The sequence below is a fragment of the Lentzea sp. NPDC037011 genome, from assembly GCF_055607425.1.
Map to the genome: position 1 here is coordinate 179,397 of NZ_JBVJRT010000003.1, position 24,532 is coordinate 203,928.

24 protein-coding genes are annotated in these 24,532 nt (G+C 69.8%); 10 read left to right on the plus strand and 14 right to left on the minus strand.

Annotated features, from left to right (window positions below; genetic code table 11):
* Positions 1–118 precede the first annotated feature (118 nt).
* Positions 119–469: a DUF6292 family protein gene (locus tag ACZ7CH_RS09425; RefSeq protein ID WP_360401280.1), complete on the plus strand. Its 351-nt coding sequence runs from the start codon at positions 119–121 to the stop codon at positions 467–469.
* A gap of 94 nt (positions 470–563) precedes the next feature.
* Here ACZ7CH_RS09425 and ACZ7CH_RS09430 read toward each other — a convergent pair whose 3' ends face one another.
* Positions 564–2,726, minus strand: coding sequence for an MMPL family transporter (locus ACZ7CH_RS09430; protein ID WP_470373548.1), 2,163 nt, complete (start codon positions 2,724–2,726; stop codon positions 564–566).
* Positions 2,727–2,731: 5 nt separating this feature from the next.
* Entirely contained in the window at positions 2,732–3,283 is a 552-nt protein-coding gene (locus tag ACZ7CH_RS09435) for a TetR/AcrR family transcriptional regulator (RefSeq protein ID WP_470373549.1), read from the minus strand.
* A gap of 197 nt (positions 3,284–3,480) precedes the next feature.
* Between ACZ7CH_RS09435 and ACZ7CH_RS09440 the strand changes: the two genes are divergently transcribed.
* The 3 genes from ACZ7CH_RS09440 to ACZ7CH_RS09450 all read left to right on the plus strand — a co-directional run bounded on the left by ACZ7CH_RS09440 (position 3,481) and on the right by ACZ7CH_RS09450 (position 6,318).
* The gene (locus ACZ7CH_RS09440; RefSeq protein ID WP_360401289.1) at positions 3,481–3,771 is read left to right on the plus strand and encodes a DUF1905 domain-containing protein; all 291 of its coding nucleotides are present in this window, start codon (positions 3,481–3,483) and stop codon (positions 3,769–3,771) included.
* A gap of 82 nt (positions 3,772–3,853) precedes the next feature.
* Positions 3,854–5,302 carry a PP2C family protein-serine/threonine phosphatase gene (locus ACZ7CH_RS09445; RefSeq protein WP_470373550.1) on the plus strand — a complete coding sequence of 483 codons (1,449 nt, stop codon included), beginning with the start codon at positions 3,854–3,856 and terminating at the stop codon, positions 5,300–5,302.
* The gene (locus ACZ7CH_RS09450) at positions 5,299–6,318 is read left to right on the plus strand and encodes a cobalamin B12-binding domain-containing protein (RefSeq protein WP_470373551.1); all 1,020 of its coding nucleotides are present in this window, start codon (positions 5,299–5,301) and stop codon (positions 6,316–6,318) included. The genes ACZ7CH_RS09445 and ACZ7CH_RS09450 overlap by 4 nt, the downstream gene beginning before the upstream one ends.
* A 34-nt stretch (positions 6,319–6,352) precedes the next feature.
* Here the strand turns inward: ACZ7CH_RS09450 and ACZ7CH_RS09455 are convergent, their stop codons facing one another.
* Positions 6,353–8,323 carry an MDR family MFS transporter gene (locus ACZ7CH_RS09455; protein WP_470373834.1) on the minus strand — a complete coding sequence of 657 codons (1,971 nt, stop codon included), beginning with the start codon at positions 8,321–8,323 and terminating at the stop codon, positions 6,353–6,355.
* A gap of 133 nt (positions 8,324–8,456) precedes the next feature.
* Between ACZ7CH_RS09455 and ACZ7CH_RS09460 the strand changes: the two genes are divergently transcribed.
* On the plus strand, positions 8,457–8,789 hold the full coding sequence (locus ACZ7CH_RS09460; RefSeq protein WP_360401301.1) for a putative quinol monooxygenase: 333 nt from the start codon (positions 8,457–8,459) through the stop codon (positions 8,787–8,789).
* Positions 8,790–8,972: 183 nt separating this feature from the next.
* On the opposite strand, the gene ACZ7CH_RS09465 is transcribed toward ACZ7CH_RS09460, so the two are convergent.
* The 4 genes from ACZ7CH_RS09465 to lexA form a co-directional block, all read right to left on the minus strand.
* The gene (locus tag ACZ7CH_RS09465; RefSeq protein WP_458431673.1) at positions 8,973–9,644 is read right to left on the minus strand and encodes a CE1759 family FMN reductase; all 672 of its coding nucleotides are present in this window, start codon (positions 9,642–9,644) and stop codon (positions 8,973–8,975) included.
* The gene (locus tag ACZ7CH_RS09470; protein WP_470373552.1) at positions 9,644–10,066 is read right to left on the minus strand and encodes a MarR family winged helix-turn-helix transcriptional regulator; all 423 of its coding nucleotides are present in this window, start codon (positions 10,064–10,066) and stop codon (positions 9,644–9,646) included. Before ACZ7CH_RS09470 ends, ACZ7CH_RS09465 begins: the two co-directional genes overlap by 1 nt.
* A gap of 10 nt (positions 10,067–10,076) precedes the next feature.
* Positions 10,077–11,234, minus strand: a complete 1,158-nt coding sequence (locus ACZ7CH_RS09475; protein WP_360401310.1) for an LLM class flavin-dependent oxidoreductase — start codon at positions 11,232–11,234, stop codon at positions 10,077–10,079.
* 267 nt (positions 11,235–11,501) lie between these two features.
* Positions 11,502–12,158 carry a transcriptional repressor LexA gene (lexA, locus tag ACZ7CH_RS09480; RefSeq protein ID WP_470373553.1) on the minus strand — a complete coding sequence of 219 codons (657 nt, stop codon included), beginning with the start codon at positions 12,156–12,158 and terminating at the stop codon, positions 11,502–11,504.
* Between the two features lie 170 nt (positions 12,159–12,328).
* On the opposite strand from lexA, the gene ACZ7CH_RS09485 reads away from it, so the two are divergent.
* Together ACZ7CH_RS09485 and ACZ7CH_RS09490 are read left to right on the plus strand one after the other, a co-directional pair.
* Entirely contained in the window at positions 12,329–12,757 is a 429-nt protein-coding gene (locus tag ACZ7CH_RS09485) for an SRPBCC domain-containing protein (protein WP_470373554.1), read from the plus strand.
* 248 nt (positions 12,758–13,005) lie between these two features.
* The gene (locus tag ACZ7CH_RS09490; RefSeq protein WP_470373555.1) at positions 13,006–14,160 is read left to right on the plus strand and encodes an AI-2E family transporter; all 1,155 of its coding nucleotides are present in this window, start codon (positions 13,006–13,008) and stop codon (positions 14,158–14,160) included.
* Between the two features lie 53 nt (positions 14,161–14,213).
* On the opposite strand, the gene msrA is transcribed toward ACZ7CH_RS09490, so the two are convergent.
* Complete coding sequence (gene msrA / locus ACZ7CH_RS09495) at positions 14,214–14,711, minus strand: peptide-methionine (S)-S-oxide reductase MsrA (RefSeq protein WP_470373556.1); 498 nt, start codon at positions 14,709–14,711, stop codon at positions 14,214–14,216.
* Between the two features lie 115 nt (positions 14,712–14,826).
* Complete coding sequence (locus ACZ7CH_RS09500) at positions 14,827–15,339, minus strand: hypothetical protein (RefSeq protein ID WP_360401325.1); 513 nt, start codon at positions 15,337–15,339, stop codon at positions 14,827–14,829.
* A 449-nt stretch (positions 15,340–15,788) separates the two neighbouring features.
* Between ACZ7CH_RS09500 and ACZ7CH_RS09505 the strand changes: the two genes are divergently transcribed.
* The gene (locus ACZ7CH_RS09505; RefSeq protein ID WP_470373557.1) at positions 15,789–16,832 is read left to right on the plus strand and encodes a hypothetical protein; all 1,044 of its coding nucleotides are present in this window, start codon (positions 15,789–15,791) and stop codon (positions 16,830–16,832) included.
* Positions 16,833–16,982: 150 nt separating this feature from the next.
* Here the strand turns inward: ACZ7CH_RS09505 and ACZ7CH_RS09510 are convergent, their stop codons facing one another.
* From ACZ7CH_RS09510 to ACZ7CH_RS09530, 5 genes are all read right to left on the minus strand, one after another.
* Positions 16,983–17,927, minus strand: coding sequence for an anti-sigma factor RsbA family regulatory protein (locus ACZ7CH_RS09510; RefSeq protein ID WP_470373558.1), 945 nt, complete (start codon positions 17,925–17,927; stop codon positions 16,983–16,985).
* Positions 17,924–18,712 (minus strand): MEDS domain-containing protein, encoded by a 789-nt coding sequence (locus ACZ7CH_RS09515; RefSeq protein ID WP_470373559.1) that lies wholly within the window; start codon positions 18,710–18,712, stop codon positions 17,924–17,926. Before ACZ7CH_RS09515 ends, ACZ7CH_RS09510 begins: the two co-directional genes overlap by 4 nt.
* A gap of 214 nt (positions 18,713–18,926) precedes the next feature.
* Positions 18,927–21,392 (minus strand): ATP-binding SpoIIE family protein phosphatase, encoded by a 2,466-nt coding sequence (locus tag ACZ7CH_RS09520; RefSeq protein ID WP_470373560.1) that lies wholly within the window; start codon positions 21,390–21,392, stop codon positions 18,927–18,929.
* Positions 21,389–21,742 carry an STAS domain-containing protein gene (locus tag ACZ7CH_RS09525; protein ID WP_360401340.1) on the minus strand — a complete coding sequence of 118 codons (354 nt, stop codon included), beginning with the start codon at positions 21,740–21,742 and terminating at the stop codon, positions 21,389–21,391. Before ACZ7CH_RS09525 ends, ACZ7CH_RS09520 begins: the two co-directional genes overlap by 4 nt.
* 314 nt (positions 21,743–22,056) lie before the next feature.
* A complete protein-coding gene (locus ACZ7CH_RS09530; protein ID WP_470373561.1) occupies positions 22,057–22,227 on the minus strand; it encodes a hypothetical protein in 171 nt (56 codons plus the stop codon).
* 289 nt (positions 22,228–22,516) lie between these two features.
* Here ACZ7CH_RS09530 and ACZ7CH_RS09535 point away from each other — a divergent pair, with 289 nt between their 5' ends.
* Complete coding sequence (locus tag ACZ7CH_RS09535; protein WP_470373562.1) at positions 22,517–22,681, plus strand: hypothetical protein; 165 nt, start codon at positions 22,517–22,519, stop codon at positions 22,679–22,681.
* A 1,318-nt stretch (positions 22,682–23,999) separates the two neighbouring features.
* Entirely contained in the window at positions 24,000–24,422 is a 423-nt protein-coding gene (locus ACZ7CH_RS09540; protein ID WP_470373563.1) for a lactococcin 972 family bacteriocin, read from the plus strand.
* Positions 24,423–24,532 lie beyond the last annotated feature (110 nt).

Here is a 24,532-nt window from a genome sequence, read left to right on the forward strand (position 1 = left end):
AGGCGGTGGCGCGCAAGCCCTGGCGTTCGCGCGGTTGCCTTGCCGCAGAACGGGGTACTCGGCCCCTGCGTCAAGCAGTCGGCGCTGTTGCCCCGTTGGTACGAGAGGCGGTGACGGCATGATGACGCCGGCGTTGGACTACGCGCTCCGCGTCACGCGGGAGCTCGGCCTCAGCGGAGAGTCCTCCTGTGTGGACAGCGAGAAGCCGTTGAGGCTCTACATCGCGGTGGAGGGGCGGCTGCCCGGCCACCCCGACCACGAGGTGGCGCTGCTGTGGACCGAGTGCCACGGCTGGGCCATCGCGGTCGAGAGACCCGACACGGCCGAGGTGACCGTCGTCGAGCACCTCGGGGGAGCGGTGGAGCCGCCACCGCGCACGGTGGCCAGGTGGGTGCGGCGCGTGCTCGCCCGCGCCGACCGGCAGACGGCGGCCACCGAGACGCACACCCACCCCGGACAGGTCGCCTGACCTGCACCGAGACTGACCTGAACGAGACTGGCCTGCAACGACGAACTCGCCCCAGGGCTCCGTCAAGAGCTCTGGGGCGAGTCGCGTGTCGGGGTCAGCTCACCGCGACGGGTTCCTGCGCCTTCTTCGCGGCCGGCAAGTCGTCGAGCGCGGTGCCCTCGACGTCGAGCTCCGGCAGCCAGCGCAGCCACTTCGGCAGCCACCAGGCGCGCTCACCGAGCAGGGCCAGCGCGGCGGGCACCAGCACCATGCGGACCACGAACGCGTCCACGAAGATGCCGACCGCCAGCGCGAAGGCGATGGACTTCACGGTGGGCTCGCCGGCGGGCACGAAGCCCGCGAACACCGAGAACATGATCAGCGCGGCGGCCACGACGACCGGTGCGGCCTGGCGGAAGCCGGTGGTGATGGCCTCGATCGGCTTCGCACCGCGGTGGTGCGCCTCGTGCATCCGCGACACCAGGAAGATCTGGTAGTCCATGGCGAGTCCGAACAGGATGCCGATCACCAGGATCGGCGTGAGGCTGATCAACGGGCCGGTGCCGTCGAGGTTGACCGCGCCGGACAGCCAGCCCCACTGGAACACCGCCACCGTGGCGCCGAGGGAGGCGCCGATGGTCAGCAGGAAGCCGAGCACGCCCACCAGCGGCACGAGCAGCGAGCGGAACACCAGCACCAGCAGCACCAGCGCGAGGCCCACGACGACGGCCAGGTAGATCGGCAGCGCGCGGTCCAGCGAGGTGGCCACGTCGACGCTCACGGCGGTGGCACCGGTGACGTAGGCCTTGCCGCCGTCCAGGTCGGACAGCTCGGTGCGCAGGTCGGCAACGAGCTGCTCGGTCTCCGCGGTGTCCGGGCCGGACTTCGGGATGACGGTGACCATGGCGGACCCGCCATCGGCGCTGGGCTGGGCCGGCGTCACCAGTGCGACGTCGGACAGCTTCGAGAGCGGCTCGGCGGCCTTGGTCGCGGTCGCGGCGGCGTTGTCGCCCTCGACGAGCACGATGATCGGGCCGTTGAAGCCCTCGCCGAACCCGCGGGCCAGCAGCTGGTCAGCGCGTTCCTGGGTGGAACCGGCCGGCGGCCGCTGGATGAGCGTGGTGTCCATGGACGCGACCGGGATCGAGACGACGCCGAGCGCGACGACCGAGAGCAGCAGCGCGGTGACGCGGCGCTTGGTGACCAGGCCGCCCCAGCCGCGGATGACACCGCGGTCCTTCGGCTCGACCGGCTCGGCCTCGGACGCGGAGCGCTCCTTGCGGGTCAGCACGCGGCGGCCGAGCATGCTCAGCACCGCGGGCACCAGCGTGATGGCGATCAGCACGGCGACGACGATCGTGGCGGCGGCCGCGACACCCATCTGCGTGAGGAACGGGATGCCCGCGATCACCAGGCCGACCAGCGCGATCACCACGGTGAGACCGGCGGTGACGACGGCGGACCCGGCGGTGCCGACCGCGGTGGCGACGGCGTGGCCGACGTCGGCACCCCGGCGCAGCTCCTGCCGGTAGCGGTTGATGATGAACAACGCGTAGTCGATGCCGACCGCGAGCCCCAGCATCGAGGCGAGGATCGGCGTGGTCGACTGCAGGTCCATGAACCCGGTGGCGATGGTGATGCCGAGCGTGCCGATGCCGACGCCGATGCCCGCGCTCAGCAGGTTCATGCCGGCGGTCACCAGCGAGCCGTAGGTCAGCGCCAGCACGACCAGGGCGAGCACGACACCGATGGCCTCGGTCGGGCCGCCGACGTGCGGCGTCTCCTGCATCGCGGTGCCGCCGACCTCGATCGTGAGGCCCTGCGCCCGCGCCTTGTCGACGGCGCCGAGCAACGCGGTCCGCTGGTCAGCGGTGACCTCGCCGGGCTTCACGTCGTAGGTGACGGTGCTGTAGCCGGTGTCGACGTCCTTGTTGACGCTCGGCCGGGCCGGGTCCAGCGGGTTCGTCGCGGACGTGACGCCGTCGAGCTTGCCCAGGTCTCCGACCAGCTCGGTCACGGCCTGGGCGTGCGCGGGCAGCTTGTCCTGCGCGTACACGACGACGCGAGCCTGCGCGGTCTCGCCGGTGCCGAACTTCTGCTGGATGCGCTCCAGCGCCGTCGTCGACTCCTGGCCGGGGATGGACATCGCGTTGGACGTCTCACCGCCGAGCGTGAACGCGCCGACACCGGACCCGACCAGCACGAGCAGCCAGATGAGGACGACCGGGAGGCGGTGCCGGTGGGCACCGAGTCCGAGCCGGTAGAGCAGTTTCGCCATGGTGTTCAGGCCTCCCGGTGCCCGAGTGCGTCATAACAGGTAGCGAGGATCAAGGGGCGCCACGTCGTCTTGTCGCCCTCCTGGTTGGCCAGGAGGGTCAGCACGGCCATGGCGCTGAGCGCGCCGACGATCCGGATCGCGCGGGGCAGTTCCTGCTCGGGCTCGATGACGAACATCTCGTTGAGCAGCAGTTCGTCCTGCGCCTGCTGCGGGTCCTCGCCCGGTGCCGTCATCGACCGGAACAGCAGCGCGACCATGCCCGGCCGGTCGAGCGCGTAGTCGGTGAGCAGCTCCAGCGCCCGCCGTTCACGTGCCGGTCCGGCCGGCAGGTCGCTGACCAGGTCGAGCACGTGCCGGCAGATGACGCGGCTCTGCTCCCACGCGGCCTCGAAGAGGGCTTCCTTGCTGGGGAAGTGGTGCAGCAGCCCCGCCTTGGACAGGCCGGCGGCGTCCGCGAGGGCCTTGAGCGAGGTCTGCTCGAAGCCGTGGCGGGCGAACAACGCCGCAGCGGCGTCGAGGATCGACTCGTCGACTCCGGTCCTGGGCTGGCGTGGCATGAACCCGACTTTACGGTGTTCACCAACCGATTCGGTAGGTAAACCGACCGATTCGGTCGGTGGCCTTCGTCACCACAACGGGGGAATCATCGAGCGGGTTGAGATGACTGGTGGTCACCTCGTGCTGCCGGATGGATGAACCGGGACGGGCTTGATGCCGCTCTGGGGGCAACCACCGACTACGGGACAATGGACCGATGTTCGTCTTCGACGCGGAGCTCTGGCTGTGGGAGGCCCGCCGCCTGGACACCTGGACGTTCGTCACACTGCCCGAGGACGTCTCGGACGAGATCCGCGACCTGGCCACCCCCGGCGCGGGCTTCGGCTCGGTCAAGGTCCGGGCCGGCGTCGGCACCAGCAGCTGGTCGACCTCGGTGTTCCCGGACAAGGCGAGCGGCTGCTACGTCCTGCCGGTCAAAGCCGCCGTCCGGAAGAAGGAACAGGTTGGACCAGGTGACACCATCGAGGTGACGGTGGAGGTCGTGTGAGGGTCCCTACCCGCGCCGCGCGGCTGCCAAACGTTGTTCTTGATCAGTTTCGGGTGAGACACTGGGACACGTGGTCGCGGTCATGAACTGGTTGCGTTCGCCGTGCCCCGCACTCGTCGCCGATGCCGCCGGTGCCGTGCACGGCATGAACGAGGCAGCCAAGAGCATCTTCCCCTCCCAGGTCGCCGAGCTGCAGTGGCAGCACGGTGACTCCGTCAGCGTCTCCGAACGCACCTACGCCGCACACCGGGTGGACAACGAGGACGGCTCGGTCACCTGGTGGCTGCTCGACGAGACCGACCTCAAGCTGGAGCGCGAGCGGACGGCGCTGCTGACGCGGATGTCGAGCGCGTTGATGACCTCGCTCAACCCCGAGCGCTGCATGACCGTCGTCGCCGAGCTCGCCGCCACCCACCTCGCGGACGAGGCGCTGGTCATCGCGCCGCAGTCGAACCACGGGCACCCCGTCACGCGCTGCGTGCGCGGCGGGTCGCCCACGCACGAGCTGCAGCACCTCGACGTCGAGCAGGTCATCGGGCTCGGCGAGGCGCTGCGCGGGTTCCCGCCGGTGCCGTCGCGGTGGATCGACCCGGCCGCGGCGCCGGACTGGCTGGCCAAGGACGTCGTGTCGATCGTCGTCACGCCGCTGCCCGGTCACGGGGTGCCGGCCGGTGCGCTGATCCTGGTGCGCCGCGACCAGCCGTTCAGCGAGGACGAGGAGGCGTTCGCGCGGCTCTTCGCCTCACGGGCGGGCGTCGCGATGTCGGCGGCCGGCCTGTTCACCCAGCAGGCGGTCATCACCGAACGGCTCACCAGGGACCTGCTGCCGCCGGTGCTGCGCCGCTACGACAGGGTCGAGCTGGCCGGGCGCTACCGGGCGGCCGCGGACACCGAGCGGGTCGGTGGCGACTTCTACGACGTGCACGAGCTGCCGGACGACGAGCTGTTCGTCGTGCTCGGCGACGTGTGCGGCAAGGGTCTCGACTCGGCCGTGCAGACCGGCAAGGTGCGCACGACGCTGCACGCGCTGCTGCAGGTCGTGGACGACCACGACCGGGTGCTGCGCGCGCTCAACCAGGCGCTGCTCACCACCGACCGGTCGCGGTTCATCACCGTGGTCGTCGGCACCGTCCGGCCGGTCGACGACGGCCTGCGCCTCACCCTCACCTCTGGCGGGCACCCGCCGCCGCTGATCGTGCGCGCGAACGGCCTGGTCGAGGCCGCGAAGACGCGCGGCACGCTGGTCGGCATCCTGCCCGAGATCACGACGACCACCGACGAGGTGCTGCTCGGCCCCGGTGACTCCTGCCTGCTCTACACCGACGGCATCATCGAGGCCGTGGGCGGACCGCTCGGCGACGAGGAGTTCGGCGAGGAACGGCTGCGGCGCGCGCTCGCGTCGTGCGGCGGCATGCCCGCCGAGGCGCTGGTCGAACACGTGCACATGCTCGCGGCGAACTGGGTCGGCGCGGGTGCCCACGACGACATCGCGGTGATGTCGGTCACCGCACCCCGGCGGAGGTCCGCGTGACGGCGCTCGACGCGCTCTGGGAGGCCGTCCTGGACGGTGACGAGCACCGGGCGACCGACCTCGTGCTCGAAGCCGCGGACCGGTACGGGCACGAGTTCGTGCTGCTCGACGTGATCGGCGCCGTGCAGCAGCGGGTCGGCCGCGAGTGGGCGGCGAACCGGATCAGCGTCGCGCAGGAGCACGCGATCACCGCCATCAACGAACGCGCGGTCACGGCGCTCACGATCACCCGGCCGCGGCAGCAGCCCACGCACGGGCGCGTGACCGTGGCCTGCGTGGACGGCGAGTGGCACGCGCTGCCCGCCCGGCTGCTGGCCGAGGTGCTGTCGCTGCGCGGGTTCGCCGTCGACTACCTCGGCGCGCAGGTCCCGACCCCGCACCTGATCACCCACCTGCACCGCACCGGCCCGGACGTGCTGGCGCTGTCCAGCTCCATCGCGACCAGGCTGCCCGTCGCGCACGCCACGATGACGGCGTGCCAGGCGGCGGGCGTGCCGGTGATCGTCGGTGGCGCGGCCTTCGGCCGGGACGGCGAGTACGCGCGCCGGTTCGGAGCCAACGCGTGGGCCGCCGACGCCCGGTCCGCCGCGGACATGCTGCTGTCGCAGAAGCTGCCGGTGCCGACCTCGCCGCACCAGCCGATCGACGACCTGCCGCACCTGGCCGACCAGGAGTACACGCTGGTCAAGCGGACCGCGAACGACCTCGTGCGCGCGGTGTTCCGCGGGTTGGAGGAGCGGGTGCCCGCGATGCGCGCCTACAGCTCCGAGCAGCGCCAGCACACCGCCGAGGACCTGGCGCACATCGTGGACTTCCTCGCGACCGCGTTGTACGTCGACGACGACTCGCTGTTCCACGGCTTCATGGCGTGGACCGGTGACGTGCTCAACGCGCGCGGGGTGCCCGTGCGGGTGCTGGAACCGGCCCTGGACCTGCTTTCCGTGCAGTTGCGGGACTTCCCACGAGCGCAGCGGATGCTGGCCGGGGTCGAGCTGGACCAGTCGATGCCGGCGTAGCTCGCCGGCCGCTCGCCGCGGTGGAGGTCCGGCGTCAGGTGCGGCTCAGCGCGCGACCGCTCTCGATCAGCTCGTCGGTGAACGAGTCAAGCGCCCGCGCGAAGTCCCGGTGGTCGGGTTCGTGCCAGTCCTGCAGCTGGTCGAGCAGCCACCGCCGCCACGCCCGCACGAGCTGCGTGAACACCTCGGCGCCCTGGTCGGTGAAGCGGTAGCCGTCGTCGTGGAACGCCAGGTGCCCCGACCGGACCAGTGCCTGCGCGGTCGGGGCGAAGATCCCGCCGGGCACCTGCGTCATAGCGGCGATTTCGTCCAACGTCGCGACACCGTCGTCGGCGGAGGCCTTGTAGACCCGGCCGAGCAGCCACGCCTGCTCCAGCGGCAGGCCGACTCCCGAGCGCCGCAGCACCGCCGCGCCGGGGTCCTCCCACGACCTCGCCACCACCGCGGACACCAGCTTGCGCAGCTCGTCGTAGGAGTTCGACGGCGGCGCGGCGAAGCTCTCGCCGACACCGCTGTTGCCGGTCGCGGCGGCGCGGGAGGTGTCCCGCAGCGGCACCTCGGGCAGGAACACGGCGACCAGCAGTGCGACCAGGCCGATCGGGGCGGCGATGAGGAACATCGTCTGCACCGTCTCGGCGTACCCGGCGACGATCGGCGCACGGACGACGTCGGGCAGCGCGTGCACGGCCGCGGGGCTCGCGATGGCCCGCGGGTCCACGCCGTCGGGCACGACGACGTTCTCCGGCAGCCGGTTGGCGTAGATCGTGCCGAAGAGGGCGACGCCGAACGAGCTGCCCATCGTGCGCAGGAAGCTGATGCCCGAGGTGGCCACGCCGAGGTCGCTGTAGCCGGTGGTGCTCTGCACGACGATCACCGGCACCTGCATCACCAGGCCGATGCCTGCGCCCAGCACCACCATGAACGCGCCCATCAGCCAGTAGCTGGTGTCCGTGCCGAGGTTGGACATCAGGAACAGGCCGGCCGTCAGCACCGCGGACCCGATGAGCGGGAACAGCCGGTACTTGCCCGTGCGGCTGATGGTGGTGCCGGTGAGCAGCGCCGTGGCCATCAGTCCCGCGATCAGCGGCAGCATCCACAGCCCGGACGCCGTGGCCGACTCGCCGCGCACGTACTGCAGGTAGATCGGCAGGTAGGTGATGCCGCCGAGCATCGCGAACCCGACGACGAAGCTCAGGATGCCCGACACCGTGAACACCCGGCTGCGGAACAACCGCATCGGCAGCATCGGTTCCGCGGCCCGCTGCTCCACGAGCACGAACGCCACGAGCAGCACGACCGAACCCGCCGCCATCCCCGCGATCGTCGGCGAGGTCCACGCGTACTCGGTGCCGCCCCAGCTCGTGACCAGCGTCAACCCGGTCGCGGCGAGCGCGATCAGCGCGATGCCCGCGTAGTCGATCTTCGGCCGCGCGTCCGTCCTGATGGCCGGCAGCGCCGCCACGGCGACCACGATGACCGCGACGCCGAGCGGGATGTTGACGTAGAACGCCCACCGCCAGCTCAGGTGGTCCACGAACAGCCCGCCCAGCAGCGGCCCCGCGACCGTGGCGATGCCGAACACCGCACCGGCGAACCCCTGGAACTTGCCGCGCTCCCGGAGCGGAACGACGTCCGCGATGATCGCCGTGGACGTGACCATCAGTCCGCCGGCGCCCAGCCCCTGCACCGCGCGGAACGCGATCAGCATCCCCATCGACTCCGACCAGCCGGCGAAGAACGAGCCGACCAGGAACAGCACGACGCTGATGAGGAACGTCCGCTTGCGCCCGTAGAGGTCGCCGAACTTGCCGATCAGGACCGTCATGATCGTCTCGGCCAGCAGGTAGGACGTCACCACCCACGACAGGTGCGCGCCACCGCCGAGGTCCGCGACCATCGTCGGCAGCGCGGTGGACACGATGGTCTGGTCGAGCGCCGCCAGCAGCATGGCGAGCAGGACGGCGGCGACGACCAGGTTCCGCCTGCGGGTGTCGATCTCGGGCACGGCGCCGATGGTCGCGCAGGTCGGCGCACTCCGCAGCGCGTGCCGCGCACCGCGGCCGGGTTCCACCGGCCGGGCTGTGGGCCGACCCGGCACCCCCTAGGCTCGGTGGTGATCACCGCAGAAGGAGGCCTCCTTGATCTTCATCACCGCCAAGTTCCCGGTCCTGCCCGAGCACGCCGACGCGTGGCCGGAGCTGTCCCGCTCCTTCACCGAGGCGACCAGGGCCGAGCCGGGCTGCCTGTGGTTCGACTGGTCGCGCAGCCTCGACGACCCCACCGAGTACGTGCTCGTGGAGGCGTTCCGCGACGGTGACGCGGGAGCGGCGCACGTGCAGTCCGACCACTTCAAGGCCGCGCAGGCCGAGCTGCCGCAGTACCTCGCGGAGACGCCGCGGATCGTGAGCCAGGTCGTCGAGCAGGACGACTGGTCGCGCCTCGGCGAGATGGAGGTCGCGCCACGCGGGTGAGGCCCGGGGTGCACCACCGGGGTCCGGGGCGAGGATGGCGGGCGTGGACGCCTTCGTGGAGATGCCCGCCGGGTTCGCTGGCTCGCTCACCGCGAAGGTGCTGGGGGACAACGGCTTCTACTCGGCCGCGAAGTCCGTGCCGCGCGAGGAGCTCTCGCGCGGGCGCGGGCCTCTGGCGCGGCGCTACTTGCCGGTCGAACCGCCGGCGGCCAGCCGCATCAGGTCGGAGTCGAGGTCGATCGACAGCTCGGTACCGCCCGCGCTGCCGAACTCGTGCTGGTAGCTGCCCCACGACTCCTCGCGCACCTGCTTCTCGAAACCGGAGGCCATGAGCGCCACCAGTTCCAGCGCCGCGCGGTCGATGCGCTTGTTCAGCGCGGGGTCCGTCCAGTCCTCGGTGGCCGCGAACAGCGACGTCGGCACGACCACCGTCCGCAGGTAGGCGAAGAGCCCGCGGATCTGGTCGTCGACCACGAGTGCGTGCCGGGCGGTGCCGGCGGTCGCGGCGAGCACGACCGGCTTCGCGATCAGCAGGTCGTTGTCGAGGACCTGGAAGAACGACGTGAACAGGCCGCTCGCGCCCGCCTTGTAGACCGGCGTCGAGGCGACGACCGCGTCGGCGTGCTGCAACGTGGTGATCGCCTGCTGCAGCCCGGGGCCGACGTGGTTCGACACCAGGGCGTTCGCGATCTCCGTGGCGAGCGTGCGCAGCTCGACCACCTGCGTCCGCACGGTCAGCGACCGCTGCCCGGCCAGTGCGGTGACGCGGCCGGCGACGCGGTCGGCGAGCAGCCGGGTGGACGACGGGTCGCTGGTGCCCGCCGACACGACGGCGAGCTGGAAGGTGGTGCCCATTACTCCTCGCTCTGGCTGAGCTTGCCGCAGATCGCGGCGAGTTGGTCGAGTTCTTGCGGCGTGAGGACGCTCAACGCGCGCGTGACGCTGCGCGCGTGCGGGCGGCCGATCGCCTGCTGGGTCTCCCGGCCGGCCGGGGTGAGCGACAGGCGAACACCCCGCCGGTCGCCGGGATCGGGGCAGCGGTCCACCAGCCCGCGGTCGACCAGCCGGTCGACCATGCGGGACAGGGCGGGCTGGCTGAGCAGCACGTGCCGGTTCAGCTCGCTCATCCGAAGTGGACCGTCGCACTTGGACAGGGTGTAGAGCACGTCGTACTCGCGCATGCTCAGGTCACCCCACACGTCCTCGGCGTTGAACCGCTTCACGAGCACGGCGTAGGAGGTCATCAGCGCCTCCCACGCCTCGTTCGCCCTGGTCACCGCGCCTACCTCACTCGGAGTCCTGGTAGGGCGAGCCACCGGTGACGTTGTCGCCGCGGTTGGCGTTCGGCCGCGGCTGGCGGACCGGTCCGTCGCCGTACTTGGCCTTCAGGCGCACCGCGTGCGTCGGCGGCTTGGCGGTCTCCGGGTCCTGCCGCGCCTCGATCTCCTTGCGCAGCACCGGAACCACCTCCTCGCCCAGCAGGTCGAGCTGGTTCAGCACGGTCTTGAGCGGCAGACCGGCGTGGTCCATCAGGAACATCTGGCGCTGGTAGTCGCCGAAGTGCTCGCGGAAGGTCAGCGTCTTGTCGATGACCTCCTGCGGGCTGCCGACCGACAGCGGGGTCTGCGCCATGAAGTCCTCCATCCGCGGCCCGTGGCCGTAGACGGGGGCCTCGTTGAAGTACGGGCGGAACTCGTTCAGCGCGTCCTGCGACCGCTTGGCGATGTAGGCCTGCCCGCCGAGACCGACGATGGCCTGCTTCTCCGTTCCGTGGCCGTAGTGCGCGAACCGCTGGCGGTAGAACTTGATGAGCCGCATGTAGTGCTCTTTGGGCCAGAAGATGTTGTTGGCGAAGAAGCCGTCACCGTAGTAGGCGGCCTGCTCCGCGATCTCCGGCGTGCGGATCGACCCGTGCCACACGAACGGCGGCAGGTCGTCCAACGGTCGCGGCGTGGAGGTGAAGCCCTGCAACGGCGTGCGGAACTTGCCCTCCCAGTCCACGACGTCCTCGCGCCACAACCGGTGCAGGAGGTTGTAGTTCTCCAGCGCCAGCGGCAGGCTCTGCCGGATGTCCTGACCGAACCACGGGTAGACCGGCGCGGTGTTGCCGCGGCCCAGCATCAGGTCCATGCGGCCCTTCGCCAGGTGCTGCAGCATCGCGTACTCCTCGGCGATGCGCACCGGGTCGTTGGTGGTGATCAGCGTCGTGGCGGTGCTGACGACCAGCTTCCGCGTGGTCGCCGCGATGGCGGCCAGCAGGGTGGTCGGCGCGGACGAGAAGAACGGCGGGTTGTGGTGCTCGCCGATCGCGAAGACGTCGAGCCCGACCTCCTCGGTCTTCTGCGCGATCTGGACGATCGCGTCGATGCGCTCGGCCTCGCTGGGGGTCTCGCCGCTCACCGGATCCCTGGTGATGTCGCTCACCGAGAACACTCCGAACTGCACGGTCCCCGCCTCCTTCTGTCTGAAGTTCTATGCGTTTGCATCTACCTTAACGCGTGGGGCGCCCGGCTATTCCCACTGATCCTGGGTGCATGGTGGAGGTGCGGGGGATCGGCAAGGCCTGCGGCGGCTGTGACTGTCCGTGCTCGCGGCGGTGGTGGCGGTGTGGTGCCACTTCGGCGTCCTGGGACCGGTGCCGATCGGGTTGCTGGTGCAGGTGAGCCGGGGGCCGTTGCTGCTGTACCTGCTGGGCGTGGTGCAGCTCCTGCTTCAGACGCTGCGCAGCACCGACACGACAACCCCGAGGATCGTCGCGTTGTCCCCGTCGATGACCTCGTGGGCGGGGTTGCGCGGCTCCAGGAACACGTGCCCGTTGCGGCGCTGGTAGACCTTGACGGTCGCCTCCTCGTCGATCATCGCGGCGACGATCTGTCCGCTGTGCGCCTCGTGCGTCTGCTGGATGACCACCATGTCGCCGTCGCAGATCGCCGCGCCGACCATCGAGTCACCGCGCACGCGCAGCGCGAACACGTTGCTGCCGTGGCCGACCAGCCCGCGCGGCAGGCTCAGCACGTCGTCAACGTGCTCGATCGCCGAGATCGGCGACCCGGCGGCGATGTCACCGACGACCGGCACCGGGACGGAGTCGGCCGAGGAGCGGGCGGTCGCCGGCTCGTGCAGGAAGACCCGCACGTCCATCGGCCGCGTCACCGAGGCGCCCCGCTTGAGGAAACCCTTGTCCTCCAACGCCGCCAGGTGCTTCGACACCGAGGAGGACGACCGCAGGCCCACCGCCTCGCCGATCTCGCGGGTGCTGGGGGAGTAGCCGTGCTCGACCACCCAGTCGCGGATGGCGACCAGGATCTTCTGCTGGCGCTCCGGCAGCACCGACGTGTCGAGGTGCTCAAGATCGTCGTAGGTGGTCACCGCGGTGATCTTAGTCGTCACTCGTCCGGGTGGCGGTCGCCGCCCTCGCCGGGGGAAACGGGTGCTCGACCGCGTTCCGCGGCCACACTTGGTGCAACCTGGCAGTTGCACATCGGTCGAATGATGTGCAACCCTGAGGTTGCAAATAAAGCCGGACTGAGGAGCCTGTCGTGAGCGTGGACCGGATCGAACGCGAGACCCTGATCGAGGCGTCGCTGGACCGGGTCTGGCAGCTGGTGACTGAGCCGGGGTTCTGGGTGGCGTCGCAGCCGTCCGGCACGGCGGTCGAGGGGGAGACGACGCTGTGCAGGAACGAGCAGCACGGCGACTACCCGGTTCGGGTGGAGACCGTGACGCCGCAGTCCTACGTCGCGTACCGGTGGGCCAGTGCGTTCGCCGGCGCGGAGCTGACCGCGGACAACACCACCCTGGTCGAGTTCACGCTCACGCCGGAGGAGGCCGGTGTGCGGCTGCGGGTGGTGGAGAGCGGGTTCGCGGCGCTCGCGGCGTCCGAGGAGGTGCGGGTGCGGGCGCACGAGGACAACACCGGTGGGTGGGCCGAGGTGCTCGCGGCGTTCACCAAGAAGGCGGAGAGCTGAGTCAGGTCGACGCCGCCGTCCACGTGTTGGCGATGCGGGCCGGCGAGGTCCGCGAGGGACAGGTCGCGACGCGCCCCGGTGCCGCGATGGACGGTGCCGGGGCGCGTCGAGGGGGAGCAGGTGGTCGAGGTGTGGCTGTTCACCGCAGACCTCGCCGAGGAGGACGCGTTCTGGGGGCGGGCCGCGAAGTCGTAACGGAGTCGCGCGTCCTGACACCCGTTCGGGCTAGATCACGAGAGACTGACCTCGTGGATCGCAATCGAAGCTGGACGGACAAGGGCGAGGCCATCGGGCACGGCGTGAGCTGGCTCGCGCGGTGGAGTCTGCGGGTGGCGTTGGCCGCGCTCGGCTTCTGGATGCTGACGTGGCTGATCGGCAAGCTGTGGGTGGTGGTGATGCCGGTGTTGCTGGCGTTGCTCATCACGACGGTGCTGTGGCCGCCGGCGCGGTGGCTGATGTCGAAGGGGTGGAACGCCGCGCTGGCCGCGACGACGGTGCTGCTCGGCGGGCTCGTGGTGCTGGGCGGGGTGGTGGCGGCGATCTCGTCGTCGATCGCGTCCGGGGTTCCGGAGATCGCGCGCAGCGCCCAGGACGCGGTGCAGCAGGCGCAGCGGTGGGTGGCCGGGCCGCCGTTCAACCTCAAGGGCACCGACCTCGACCGGTTGATCGACCAGGGCGTGCAGCAGGTCAAGTCGAGCATCGGCTCGATCGCGACCGGGCTGCTCACCGGCGCGGGCGCCGTCACGTCGGGGCTGGTCACGACGGTCGTGGCGTTGCTGCTGGCCTTCTTCTTCGTCAAGGACGGCATGCGGTTCACGCCGTGGCTGCGCGGCATCATCGGGCAGCGGGCCGGTGGGCACGTCACCACGGTGCTGGAGCGGGTGTGGGCCACGCTCGGCAGCTTCATCCGCAGCCAGGCGGCCGTGAGCCTCATCGACGCGGTGCTGATCGGGCTCGGGCTGCTGATCCTCGGGGTGCCGCTCGCGGTGCCGCTGGCCGCGCTGACGTTCCTGGGCGGGTTCGTCCCGATCGTGGGCGCGTTCGTCGCCGGTGCGCTCGCGGTGCTGGTGGCGCTGGTCAGCAACGGGCCGACGACGGCGATCATCATGCTGGTCATCGTGGTGGTGGTGCAGCAGGTCGAGGGCAACGTGCTGCAACCGATCCTGCAGTCGCGCGGGCTGCGGCTGCACGCGGCGGTCGTCCTGCTCGTCGTCACCGCCGGCACGAGCCTCTACGGCATCGCGGGCGCGTTCTTCAGCGTCCCGGTCGCGGCGGCCGTGGCGGTGGTCGTGCGGTACCTCGGCGAGGTGATCGAGGCGCGCACGGTCGCGGAGGAGCCCGCAGTGGACACGTCACGACCCGTCGGCGACGAACCGGCCAAGCCCGAACGTTCTTCTGAGTGAACGCCGACGAGGGCCGTCCGGTGGACGGCCCTCGTCGATGCGTGCGGCGATCTCTACCGCTCGCCCAGCTGCCACTCCGGCCGGACGTAGTGGCAGGTGTAACCGTTCGGGTAGCGCTCCAGGTAGTCCTGGTGCTCCGGCTCGGCCTCCCAGAAGTCGGTCGCCTGCGTGACCTCGGTGACGACCTTGCCCGGCCACTTGCCGGAGGCGTCGACCTCCGCGATGACCTCCTCGGCGACGCGCTTCTGCTCGTCGGTCTCGAAGAAGATCGCCGACCGGTAGCTGGCGCCGATGTCGTTGCCCTGCCGGTTGCGCGTCGACGGGTCGTGGATCTGGAAGAAGAACTCCAGGACCTGCCGGTAGCTCAGCTGCGCCGGGTCGAACACGATCTCGATGGCCTCGGCGTGGTTGCCGTGGCGGCGGTAGGTCGCGTTCGGCGTCTCGGGGTCACCGGTGTAGCCGACGCGCGTGGAGACGACGCCGGGGTGGCGGCGGAACAGGTCCTGCACGCCCCAGAAACAGCCGCCCGCGAGAACTGCCTTCTCCGTCACAGTGTCACTCCTCTGCCTTCGGTTCTCACCCAGGAGAACGTTCGGTGTCGGCCGGTTCATCCCCGCCATGATGTGACGTATCCATTACGGACGCGGCCGAACCGTCCAGCGCTGGTCAGAGGAAGGTGGTCTGTCCGATCGGCACGGCCAGACCGGACAGGCCGTTGAGGAGGCAGTCGAGGTTGGGGTTGGCCGCCCCCACCGTCTGCGAGGTGGTACCGATCAGCGGACCGCTGGTCTGCCAGGTCGTCAGCTGCACGGTGCCGTCGAGCACGTTGGTGCGCACGGTGAAGTCGAAAGTGGTCTGCTCGTCTCCCGGGGACCACAGGATGGTCGCCGAGCCGGTGAGGGTGAGCAGCAGGTTGCACGGCACGCCGCCGAGGCTGGTGGCCGTGCCGGTGGCGCTGGTGACCGCACCGCCGGCCAGTTCCGGGTGCGAACCGTTGGGGGACAGGCAGTTCACCAGGTTCGCCACCGCCGTCACCGACGCCGTGGTCTGCACGGCGGTCAGCGCGGGGCTGAAGCTGAGCTGCACGTTGACGTTGCAGGTGAGGTGGGGGACCACGGCGTGAGCCGGCGGCGCGAGTGCTCCGGCCGACCCGAGCACGAGGACCGACACGGCGGCCACGGCCCAGGTCCTGAACCGGCCCCTCGGAACTCTTCGGTGAATCGACACTGACGCCTCCTCCTGCGCGGATGTCCAGCCACGACCACCCGACCACGCGCGATGATCGACGACAATCAGCCGATGGAGTTGCGGCCGACCACCCGAATGGCACGCACGCCGTTCGACGCGGAAATTCCATTCCGGTCGGCAAAGGCGGCAATGCGTCCAACGGACTCACAACCGCAGAGGCGCCTGATAAACATCTGAGAATTGGATAAGTGACCGGGAGCACCGTGAGCGGTGACACAAATCGGCGAATTCGGTGACGTTTGCGCAGGTAGGAGCTGTAAGAAAAGAAAAGTTTGAACTCTGTTCACTCGAATGGATTATATTCGCGCCCTGTCATACCGGTCTTATTGTTCGTTGGTCAGAAACAAACAACGAACACGACCGATCAGGAGTGAATCGACATGCGCACCCACCCCCGGACCCGATGGACCGCCCCCGTGCTGGCCGTGACCGCGGTCCTGCTCGCCTCCGCCGCCGTGCCGGCGAGCGCGGCGACCACCACCGCGCTCGGCTCCCCGCAGGTCGTCCCGATCCCGGACAGCCAGGTGCGGTGGTACGCCAACGACTCGACCTTCCCCTACCTGCCCAACGCCACGGGCGCGGCGAACCTCGCGTTCTGGGTCGACGGCGTGAACTACCGCAGCACCGGGCAGACGCTCGACACGATGAGCCCGGTCAACCCGACGACGGCCGTGCTCAGCGCCGGCCCCAGGGGGAGCTTCGACGGCAACGGCGCGTGGCTGTTCCAGGCGGTGCGCGACCCCGGGGACCCGTCCGGAGCCATCTACGGGTTCTACCACGCCGAGGACCACGTCTTCGCCGACGGCGTGACCGGCTACGAGTACAACTCCACCGGCCTGGCGGTCTCGACCGACGACGGCGTCACGTGGACCAAGGAGGGGCAGATCATCGGCACGCCGCAGCCCCAGACGGCCCAGAACGGCGGCCACGAGATCAACTCGGTGGTCTACGACCCGATCAACAAGCGGTGGCTGGGCATCGGGCACGGCATCGCCTACGCCTCGACCGACCCCGGTGCCGCGCCGGGCACCTGGAAGGGCTGGGACGGCAGTGCCTTCACCGTGTCCATGCCCTCCACCTCCAGCGACGCCGGGAAGACCAAGCCCCTGTCCTCGCTGGGCTCCGACATCTCCGACTGCGACCTCACCTGGAACACGTACCTGGGCAAGTTCGTCCTGGTCTACAAGAACTGGGGCGACAACACCCACGTGTACATGAAGACGAGCGCCGACGGCATCACCTGGGGCGCGGCCACCACGCTGCTCACCGCCGCCGCGGGCAAGACCGTCGGCTACCCGCAGCTCATCGGCACCTCCAGCAGCGAGGCCGGCCAGCAGGCCACGCTGGTCTACGAGCAGTGGCCCTCCACCACCGGTCGCAACCGCGACATGGTGGAGCGCACCGTCCAGTTCACCACCGGCTGACACCGCACCACCACGACCGGCCACCAGCCCTGCCGATTGATCGGCAGGGCTGGTGGCACTGGCGCGGCGGGCGGCCGGGATCAGCGTCGCGCCTCCTTCGAAAGCTCGACGACCTCGTCGTCGCGTTGACGCCACCGCGGCGTGGTGCCCTCAGGAGACGATGTGCAGGAAGACGTGGGTGGTCGTCCCTCGCGGGACGGTGTGGACGCGCACGAGGTCAGCGAGCTGGTTGACCAGCAGCAGACCGCGACCGCCCTCCTGGTCGAGGGCCGCGGGGTGGCGGCCGGCGAGGGGATCGGCGAGGTGGCCGTCGTCCTGGACGGTGCAGACGAGGTGGTCGCCGGCCTGCCAGATGCTCAGCCGGCAGGTGCCGCCGGCGTGCCGGAGGCTGTTGGAGACGAGTTCCGTGGTCATCAGCGCGAGGTCGGCGGTGCGGGTCTCGGACAGGCCGAGCCGGCTGGCCTGCGCGGTGGCGAAGCGGCGGGCGTCGCGGATGCCGGCGGAGGACGTGACGTCGAGCGTGACGGCGTCCGGGGCGATGTCGAAGGGCTGGTTGTAGCGGTCGACGACGGCGTCGGGGGCGTAGCGGTCACTGCCGTGGCGACCGCCGGTCTCCCACACCAACGGGTGGGTGGCCAGTGCGTCGGCCACGACGTGTTCGTCGAGCGCGGCGGTGTCATAGGGGCAGGCGATGGTCACGTCACGACCGGCGAAGGCGAGGTTGATCAGGGCTTCGTGCTGGGCGCAGGCCGGGTACTCGACGTCGGTGCGGGCGGCCCAGATGGGTTCACCGATGATGCGGACGTGCTTCCCGGGGTGGCGGTCGGCGAACCGGCGCAGCACCATGGGGATGATCCGGCCCGGGTTGCGGCCCTCCACCTCCATGTCGAGCAGCAGCACGTCGTCGGCGCTCGCGCCGAGGCCCTCGCGCAGCAGCCGCAGTTGCCGGGCCGGCACGGAGGCGGCGACCGGGTGGCCCAGCTCCAAGCCCTCCGCGATGAAGGGCACCAACAGGTGCAGGTACTCCTCGTCGGAGGAGTAGAACACGGCGGGGTGGACGAACTCGCCGGGGAGCGGGAGGTCGGTGATCGTCATGCGGCGCTCTCCACTCGGACGTTCGTGAGGTCGAGCAGGTCCACCAGGACGGCCACCCCTGGCCAGGAGGTGCGCAGCACGACGGAGGCGTCCCGATCAGCGGCGTGGCGGGACAGGCGCAGCAGGGCGCGGTGGTCGAGGAAGGTGAGGCCGGTCGCGTCGAACACCAGCCGCCCGTCGCGGGGACGGAGCTCGGCGCGGTGCAGGGCCAGGGCGAACTGGTCCTCGCTCAGCTGGTCCACCTCGCCGGCGAAGGCCGTGCTCCGGTCATCGGCGGCGTGCAGCCGGAAGCCGGGGGAGGAGGTGTTGGCGTTGGGGTGCATGCAGGCCAGCTGCGCGAACGCGTGGTCGTCCACCTCGTCGGCGGCGTAGGCGCACATCGCCGAGAACGGCCTCTCGACCATGTACCGGTCGATCCGGTGCTCGTAGCGGGCGAACACGTCCAGCTGCGCCGGGGTGCGCACCAGCGAGGTGCAGTCGGCCGCGACGCGGAACCCGGTGAACCCGGCGGCCAGCGCCGCTTCCGTCGCCGCGACGTAGGTGCGCACCTGCGCCGCGGGCTCGACCACCGCACCCACCGGGTAGGTGCTGTCCAGCGAGGCGACCTGCGCGGTCTCGCTCTTCAGCGCCTCGTCGATCCCGTCGATCCCGTCGAGGTCCTCGACCAGGGAGCCGTGGGTGCCGGTGCCGATGTAGCAGACCCGGTGACCGAGGGTCAGGCCTTCGGACAGGAACTCGCGGACCCGGTGCCGGAAATCGTGCCTGTCGCGGTATCGCCAGCACACGTGGTCATGGGGTCCGAACCCCCGTCCGTGCCCGGCGAACCCCGACCTGCGCTTGCGCGTCACCTCAGCCGCCTCTCACCTGCGCCGCGGCGATCGTCGCGACCACCGGCCAGGATCGAGCCGAGGCCGCACGTCGTCGACGCGCCCACCGGTAGAAGGTACTCCCGGCCGCGGGCAGTTCGGAGGGTGCGACCGGCGGTGACCCGGAACGCGGTCACGACCTTCCTCGTGGGCCGCGGTTCTGCGCCGCGGCGATCTCGGCCCAGACGACCTTGCCCTCCTCGGTCGCGCGGGTGCCCCACCGCGTGGCGAAGGCGTCGACCAGCAGCAGCCCGCGGTGCCGGTCGTCCTGCGGACCGGCGTTGAACAGGCGGGGCCCGGAGGTGCCGTGGTCGGCGACGTCGATGAACAGCCGGGAGTTCTCGAGGTGCAGGCGCAGCACGACCGGGCGGTCGGCGTGCTGGACGGCGTTGGCGACCAGTTCGCTGGTCACGGTGAGCGCCGCGTCTCGCACCTCGGCCAGGTCCCACCGGGTCAGCTGCTCGCTGACGAACGCGCGGGCGCGTGCCGCGACGCCCGGCCCGGTGTCCAGCGGCATGGACGCCACCTGCCGGTCCGCCGCCAGGCGCTGCACGTGCAGCAGGGCGACGTCGTCGTCGTGGCGCCCGGCGGTGAGGCGGTCGATGAGCTTGTCGCAGGCGACCTGGAGGTCCACGTCGGGCGGCAGGGAGCCGATCTCGGCCAGCAGCGCGTTGATGCCGGTGGTGAGGTCGCGGACCCGGCTCTCGACCAGACCGTCGGTGTAGAGGGTCAGCCGTGCGCCCACCGGGAACGACGTCTGCCGCTGCAGGAACGTCTCGCCGACGCCCAACGGCATGCCCAGCCCCTCGCCGATCAGGTCCGTCGTGCCGTCGGGGTGGGTCAGGACCGCCGGCAGGTGACCGGCGTTGGCGAAGGTCAGCGTGTCGTCCGCGGGGTCGTGCACGGCGTAGAAGCAGGTGATGAACGTGGCTTTGGGGGTGACGCCGGCCAGCGCCGTCGCGTGCCGCAGCACGTCGGAGGGCGGGAGGTCCAGCAGCGCGTAGGAACGCACGGCCGTACGCATCTGCCCCATCACGGCCGCCGCCGTCACACCCCGGCCCACGACGTCGCCGACCACGAAAGCGGTGCGTCCGGCGGGCAGTTCGAGCACGTCGAACCAGTCGCCGCCGACCTCGGAGCCGGTGGCCGCCGGCAGGTAACGGGACGCGATGGCCAGACCGCTCACGTGCGGCACCGCGGGCAGCATGCTGTGGGTGAGCTCCGACGCCGTCGAGCGCTGGCGGTCGAACAGGCGCGCGTTGTCGAGGGCGATCGCCGCGTAGCCCGCGATGCCCTCGGCGAGCTGCTGGTGCCGCTCGGTGAACCGCCCGGCCTCGTGGTGACCGAAGAAGAACCCGCCCAGCACCTCCCGCGACGACGGCGAGACCACCGGGACGGCCAGGTAGCTGCACACCGGCAGGTGCCCCGGCGGCATCCCGTGATGGGGGTCGTTGCGGCCGTACCGCGGGTCCCGGGTGATGTCGTCGGAGCGGACCGTGCCCTCGCCGTTGAAGGTGACGGAGAAGACGTCGGTGTTGCGGGGCATGGGAAAGCGCTCGAACGCCGACTTCGGCACGCCGGACAGCGTGTAGAGGGTGTAGGACTCGCCGTACTGGTCGACGAGGTTGTAGAAGAACGCGCCGAACTCCGCCCCGGTGGCCTTGGTCGCGGCGTCCGTGGCGTCCTGGACCAGCGTGGTGAGGTCGAGCTGCGAGGTCAGCCGGCGACCGACGACCTGGAGGGTGTCGACCAGCTCGGCCTCGGCGCGCAGCCGGTCGACCGTGCTTTCGAGGTCGGTCGCCTGCTCACGGGAGGTGTCCTCCAGCACGCGGAGGTGGTCGAGCAGGGCGTCGCGCTGGGCAGCCACGTCGACCTCGCCGCGACCGGCCAGGGGGTGGGCCAGCAACCCGGTGCGGACGCTGACGGCCACCGCCCGGAACATCTCCGCGGTCTGCGGCGAGATCGGCACGCCCACCGACAGCACCACGCAGAACAGGCCACCGTCCGGCAGCGCGCCACCGAACGCCAGCACCGAGCGCACCCCGTGGTCCCGGACGAAGCCCTGGTCCGGAACGTGTTCGCTGCCGTCGGCATCGGCCACGAGGAAGACACCGCACCGCTCGCCCGCGTCCAGCGCCAGCCCGCCCGCGTCCCGCACGCCGAGCGCGGCGGCCAGCGCGAAGGCCATCGGCGCCGCAGCGGCGGCCTCGGCCGAGGTCGGTGCCAGCGCACCGGGTGTGCGGCGCACGACCGGTGCGTTCTGGCCGGGTTCCGCACCGGAGCCGGCCTCCAGCACCAGGCACCACGTGTCCGGACCGGCCTCATCGGGCTCGGATCGGCGCGCGACCTCCCGGAGCGCTTCGGGCAGCTCGGCGAAACGGCGGGTGGAGAACAACCGCGCCGACAGCACGACCGAGCTCCCGTGCTCGTCCGTGAAGTGGCCGCGCAGCCGTTCCACGACCTCAGCGGCGGCGGAGCCGAAGTCGTCGGCGTCCTCGGCCGCGGCGCGGAGTCCCGCGGTCAGCCGCACCACGTCCGACAGGCCGAACGAGGCGAAGTCGCCACCGTCCCGGGCAGGCCGGGGGGAGAAGTCGTTCACCGGGCTGATCCACCAGGTGCGTCGGGCACGTGCGCGTGGATCGTCAGCAGCTGGTGCAGCGAGGTGAGCCTGATTGCCGACTCGACCTGGGGCCGCAATGCGGCCAGGTGCAGCGCGCCACCCGCTGCCAGGGCGACCTTGTGCAACCTGACCAGCGCGCTGAGCGCACTGGAGTCGCAGAAGTCGAGCCCGGACAGGTCCAGCACCAGCGTCCCGCCCTGGGCGGCGAGCGGTTCGACCACCTCCAGCATCCGAGGGGTCGTGCCGAAGTCGAGCTCCCCGACGACCGCCGCGACCGTGTCGGCACCGCGGTCGTGCACCCCGATCTCCAACGGCAGCGCCTGGCTCATCCTCGCCTCTCCTCGTTCGCGGACCCGTCCAACGTACCCGCACGGCCACAACGGGCCGCACGCCCGGCACGCGATCTCCCGCGACCTGCGGTCCCGAATCCGAGTAACGAGCCGATCGGAGTGGCGATCCACGGAACGGGCGGCCTCACGGCGCCTTCGGGTTCCCGCGCACCTCACCCTCGGAGCGACGAATGCGTTCACTCAAGGTCATGGCCGGTCTCCTCACCACAGCGGCCACCGTCCTGGGCTTGGTGGCCGCCACCCTCACCATCACCTCCGCGCCGTAGCCGCCGAGGATGCCGGGCATCAGCTCCTCAACGCGGGCGCGCACCGGTGCGCGCCCGCCCGCGAGGGCGGATGTTGTGGCGGAAGAGGCTGCCGAAGCCGATCGGAGCCCGCTCGTACTGCGGGACACCGACGCGGCTGGTGACACCACTGCAGCGGACGACGCCCAACGCCTGGTCGTAGGCGGGCATGTGTCCCACGGCTTCCAGGACGTGGGTGCCGTGGCCTCCCAGTCCATGATCCTTGTGAAATCGTCCACATGCGACGCAGGCGCGGCGTGCGGCACCGCAGCGCTGTCCGCCGATGTGTGCAGGCGGCCGCGTTCAGCGGTTCCCGTGGCACCGGACCAGGAGTCATGATGGTGAGGTCTCGCGTAGGCGAGGGCTCAAGAGGCTGATCGGCGCCCCGACGGGCGGTCCAGGTGTACACAGGCCAATTGAGCTATGGCAGCGCAACGAGACGATGCATTATGCCTGTGCGGGTGAGTAAATGATTTTGTTCTGGACGATGTCGAGGGCCTTTCCGTCCAGCCGCGGCGGCCCGCCGAGCTCGCGCGTGGCGCTCGCCACGCTGGAGCAGCCGGCCGACACGCTCACCCCGCCGTCGCGCAGCCAGCTGATCGAGGTACTCACCGATCGTGCTGTCGAGCACTAGCCACCCTCGTGGTCATCAACGGACTATGCCCAGACTTCAGCACCCGCAGTGCTCCAGCGGTACGTTTGCGTTCGCCGGAGCTATGTCACGAACCGAAGCCATACTGTCGCCGCCCCAGGTAGTGGCATCGGTCCGAGCGATGCTGGTTGCGGTGATCGCCTTGCCTCAAAGAGGTTTGTGGACTGCGCCCGAGTCAGGATAGCTAACGTCGCTGAGGTCGCAGCCTTGGCGGCTTGGTGGTCAAATTCTGCCCGCCGACTTCGCCTTACGCCCTGTTCCACCATGTTCAGCGCCGTGATGGGGGAGTATAGCCGGTCCGAGCACATCGCCCCAAGCAGCGACTCGTTGAGGCGGATCTTGGACGGCAGGGCATGGCGAGGATTAGCGAAGCGAGCATGAATCAGTGGGTGCGCATGTGCAGCCGCTACCAGTCGGCCGAGGCGAACGCCTGAGTTTCAGCGGTTCGCACCACGGCTACATGCCTGAGGAATCCGCGCTCGCCTACCTGGTTGAAGGCAGAGCTGGTGCTCACGGACGGCGGCCACTGGCTGCTCAAGTCGCATCTTGAGTAGACCGTTCCAGTGAGCCACCTACTTCTGTCCATTATTCCGGAACAGTGTTGGAGGCTGGACATCGAATTTGCTGGCCATAGCGCTAGTAAAAAATCGTAGTCGACGTGGCAGTGATCACGTACCTCTCACTAGTGGCCCAGTGTGCGTACGGAGCCTGTGGCGTCATCAGTCAATATGCGAGCAGCCTGCCGTTGACCTCCTCGTGGAGCTGCCGTGCAGCTGCAGCGCGGTGCACAGGAGTTCGGAAAAGGGGTCGATGCTGATGGTGAAGGCGTGCGTGCAGGACGAATATATTGACGCTGTCAAGCATTGTGAGACCGGAAGTACCCTCGCGCGTCCGAGGAGAACTTGTCCCTTTCTTTGTGGAGGCTGAACTTGGGATCGCCCTCGCGCACGCGGAGAACAGCCTCGCTCGAAGTGGCTGACTGGGTCGACTCCGGACAAACACCGCCTGCACATCAAGAAGAGCAAGGCGCGATCCGGGCCGCAGGTGGCGTCACGCGTACTCAGGTAGATCATGCCGAGAGTTGTGGACAGAAAGATGTCAATTGTTGGTCATGTGCGTCACTCACATGCAGTACTGTCGTAAAATTATTCCAATAGAACAGGTTGATACTGCTCTTCTTAGCTTTTGAATTACTCCAATGAGACCTATTGCAACGAGTCAGGTGCAACTAGCCTCTGATTCGTGGGGCACTTGCGTGCCGAAAGGTACTTCGTACAGTGCTTACGGTCAGGTGGAATGTGTGCTGACCGCAGAAATTGGCTCACGGCAGGAGCTTATTTCATCTGACCTCAACGTTGAATCGAGAACACTGAAGGGGGATTTTGTGCAACGAGTGATCAAGGCTGCCCTTGCCGGCGTCATGATGTCCGTCGCCGTCCTGGGGGTCACTGCCGCACCCGCGCAGGCCTGGGTGAATCCAGGCACGCACACCCAGTACCCAGCGGAGGGCGGGACCTGGCAGTACGGCTTCTGGGATGTCAAGCTGCGCTCCTACTACACCGTCAACAAGTGTCACGGCTCGACCGTGATCAGGTACATCGACGGCAAGGAGACGAGTCGCTCGAGGAGCATCGACACGGCCTCTGGCGTCAGATCAACCGCAGAGATCTCGACTGTCAACTCGCCTGGGCTCGAAGCGGGTTACTACTACCGAACCTGCTAGCAAGTCCGACGTCAGGTTGACTTCCAGCCTGATGGCGCCGATGTGGAGTCTCACCCCCAGTGGTCGCGCGACCACTGGGGGTGAGTACCCTCGGAGATGATGTATCGCCG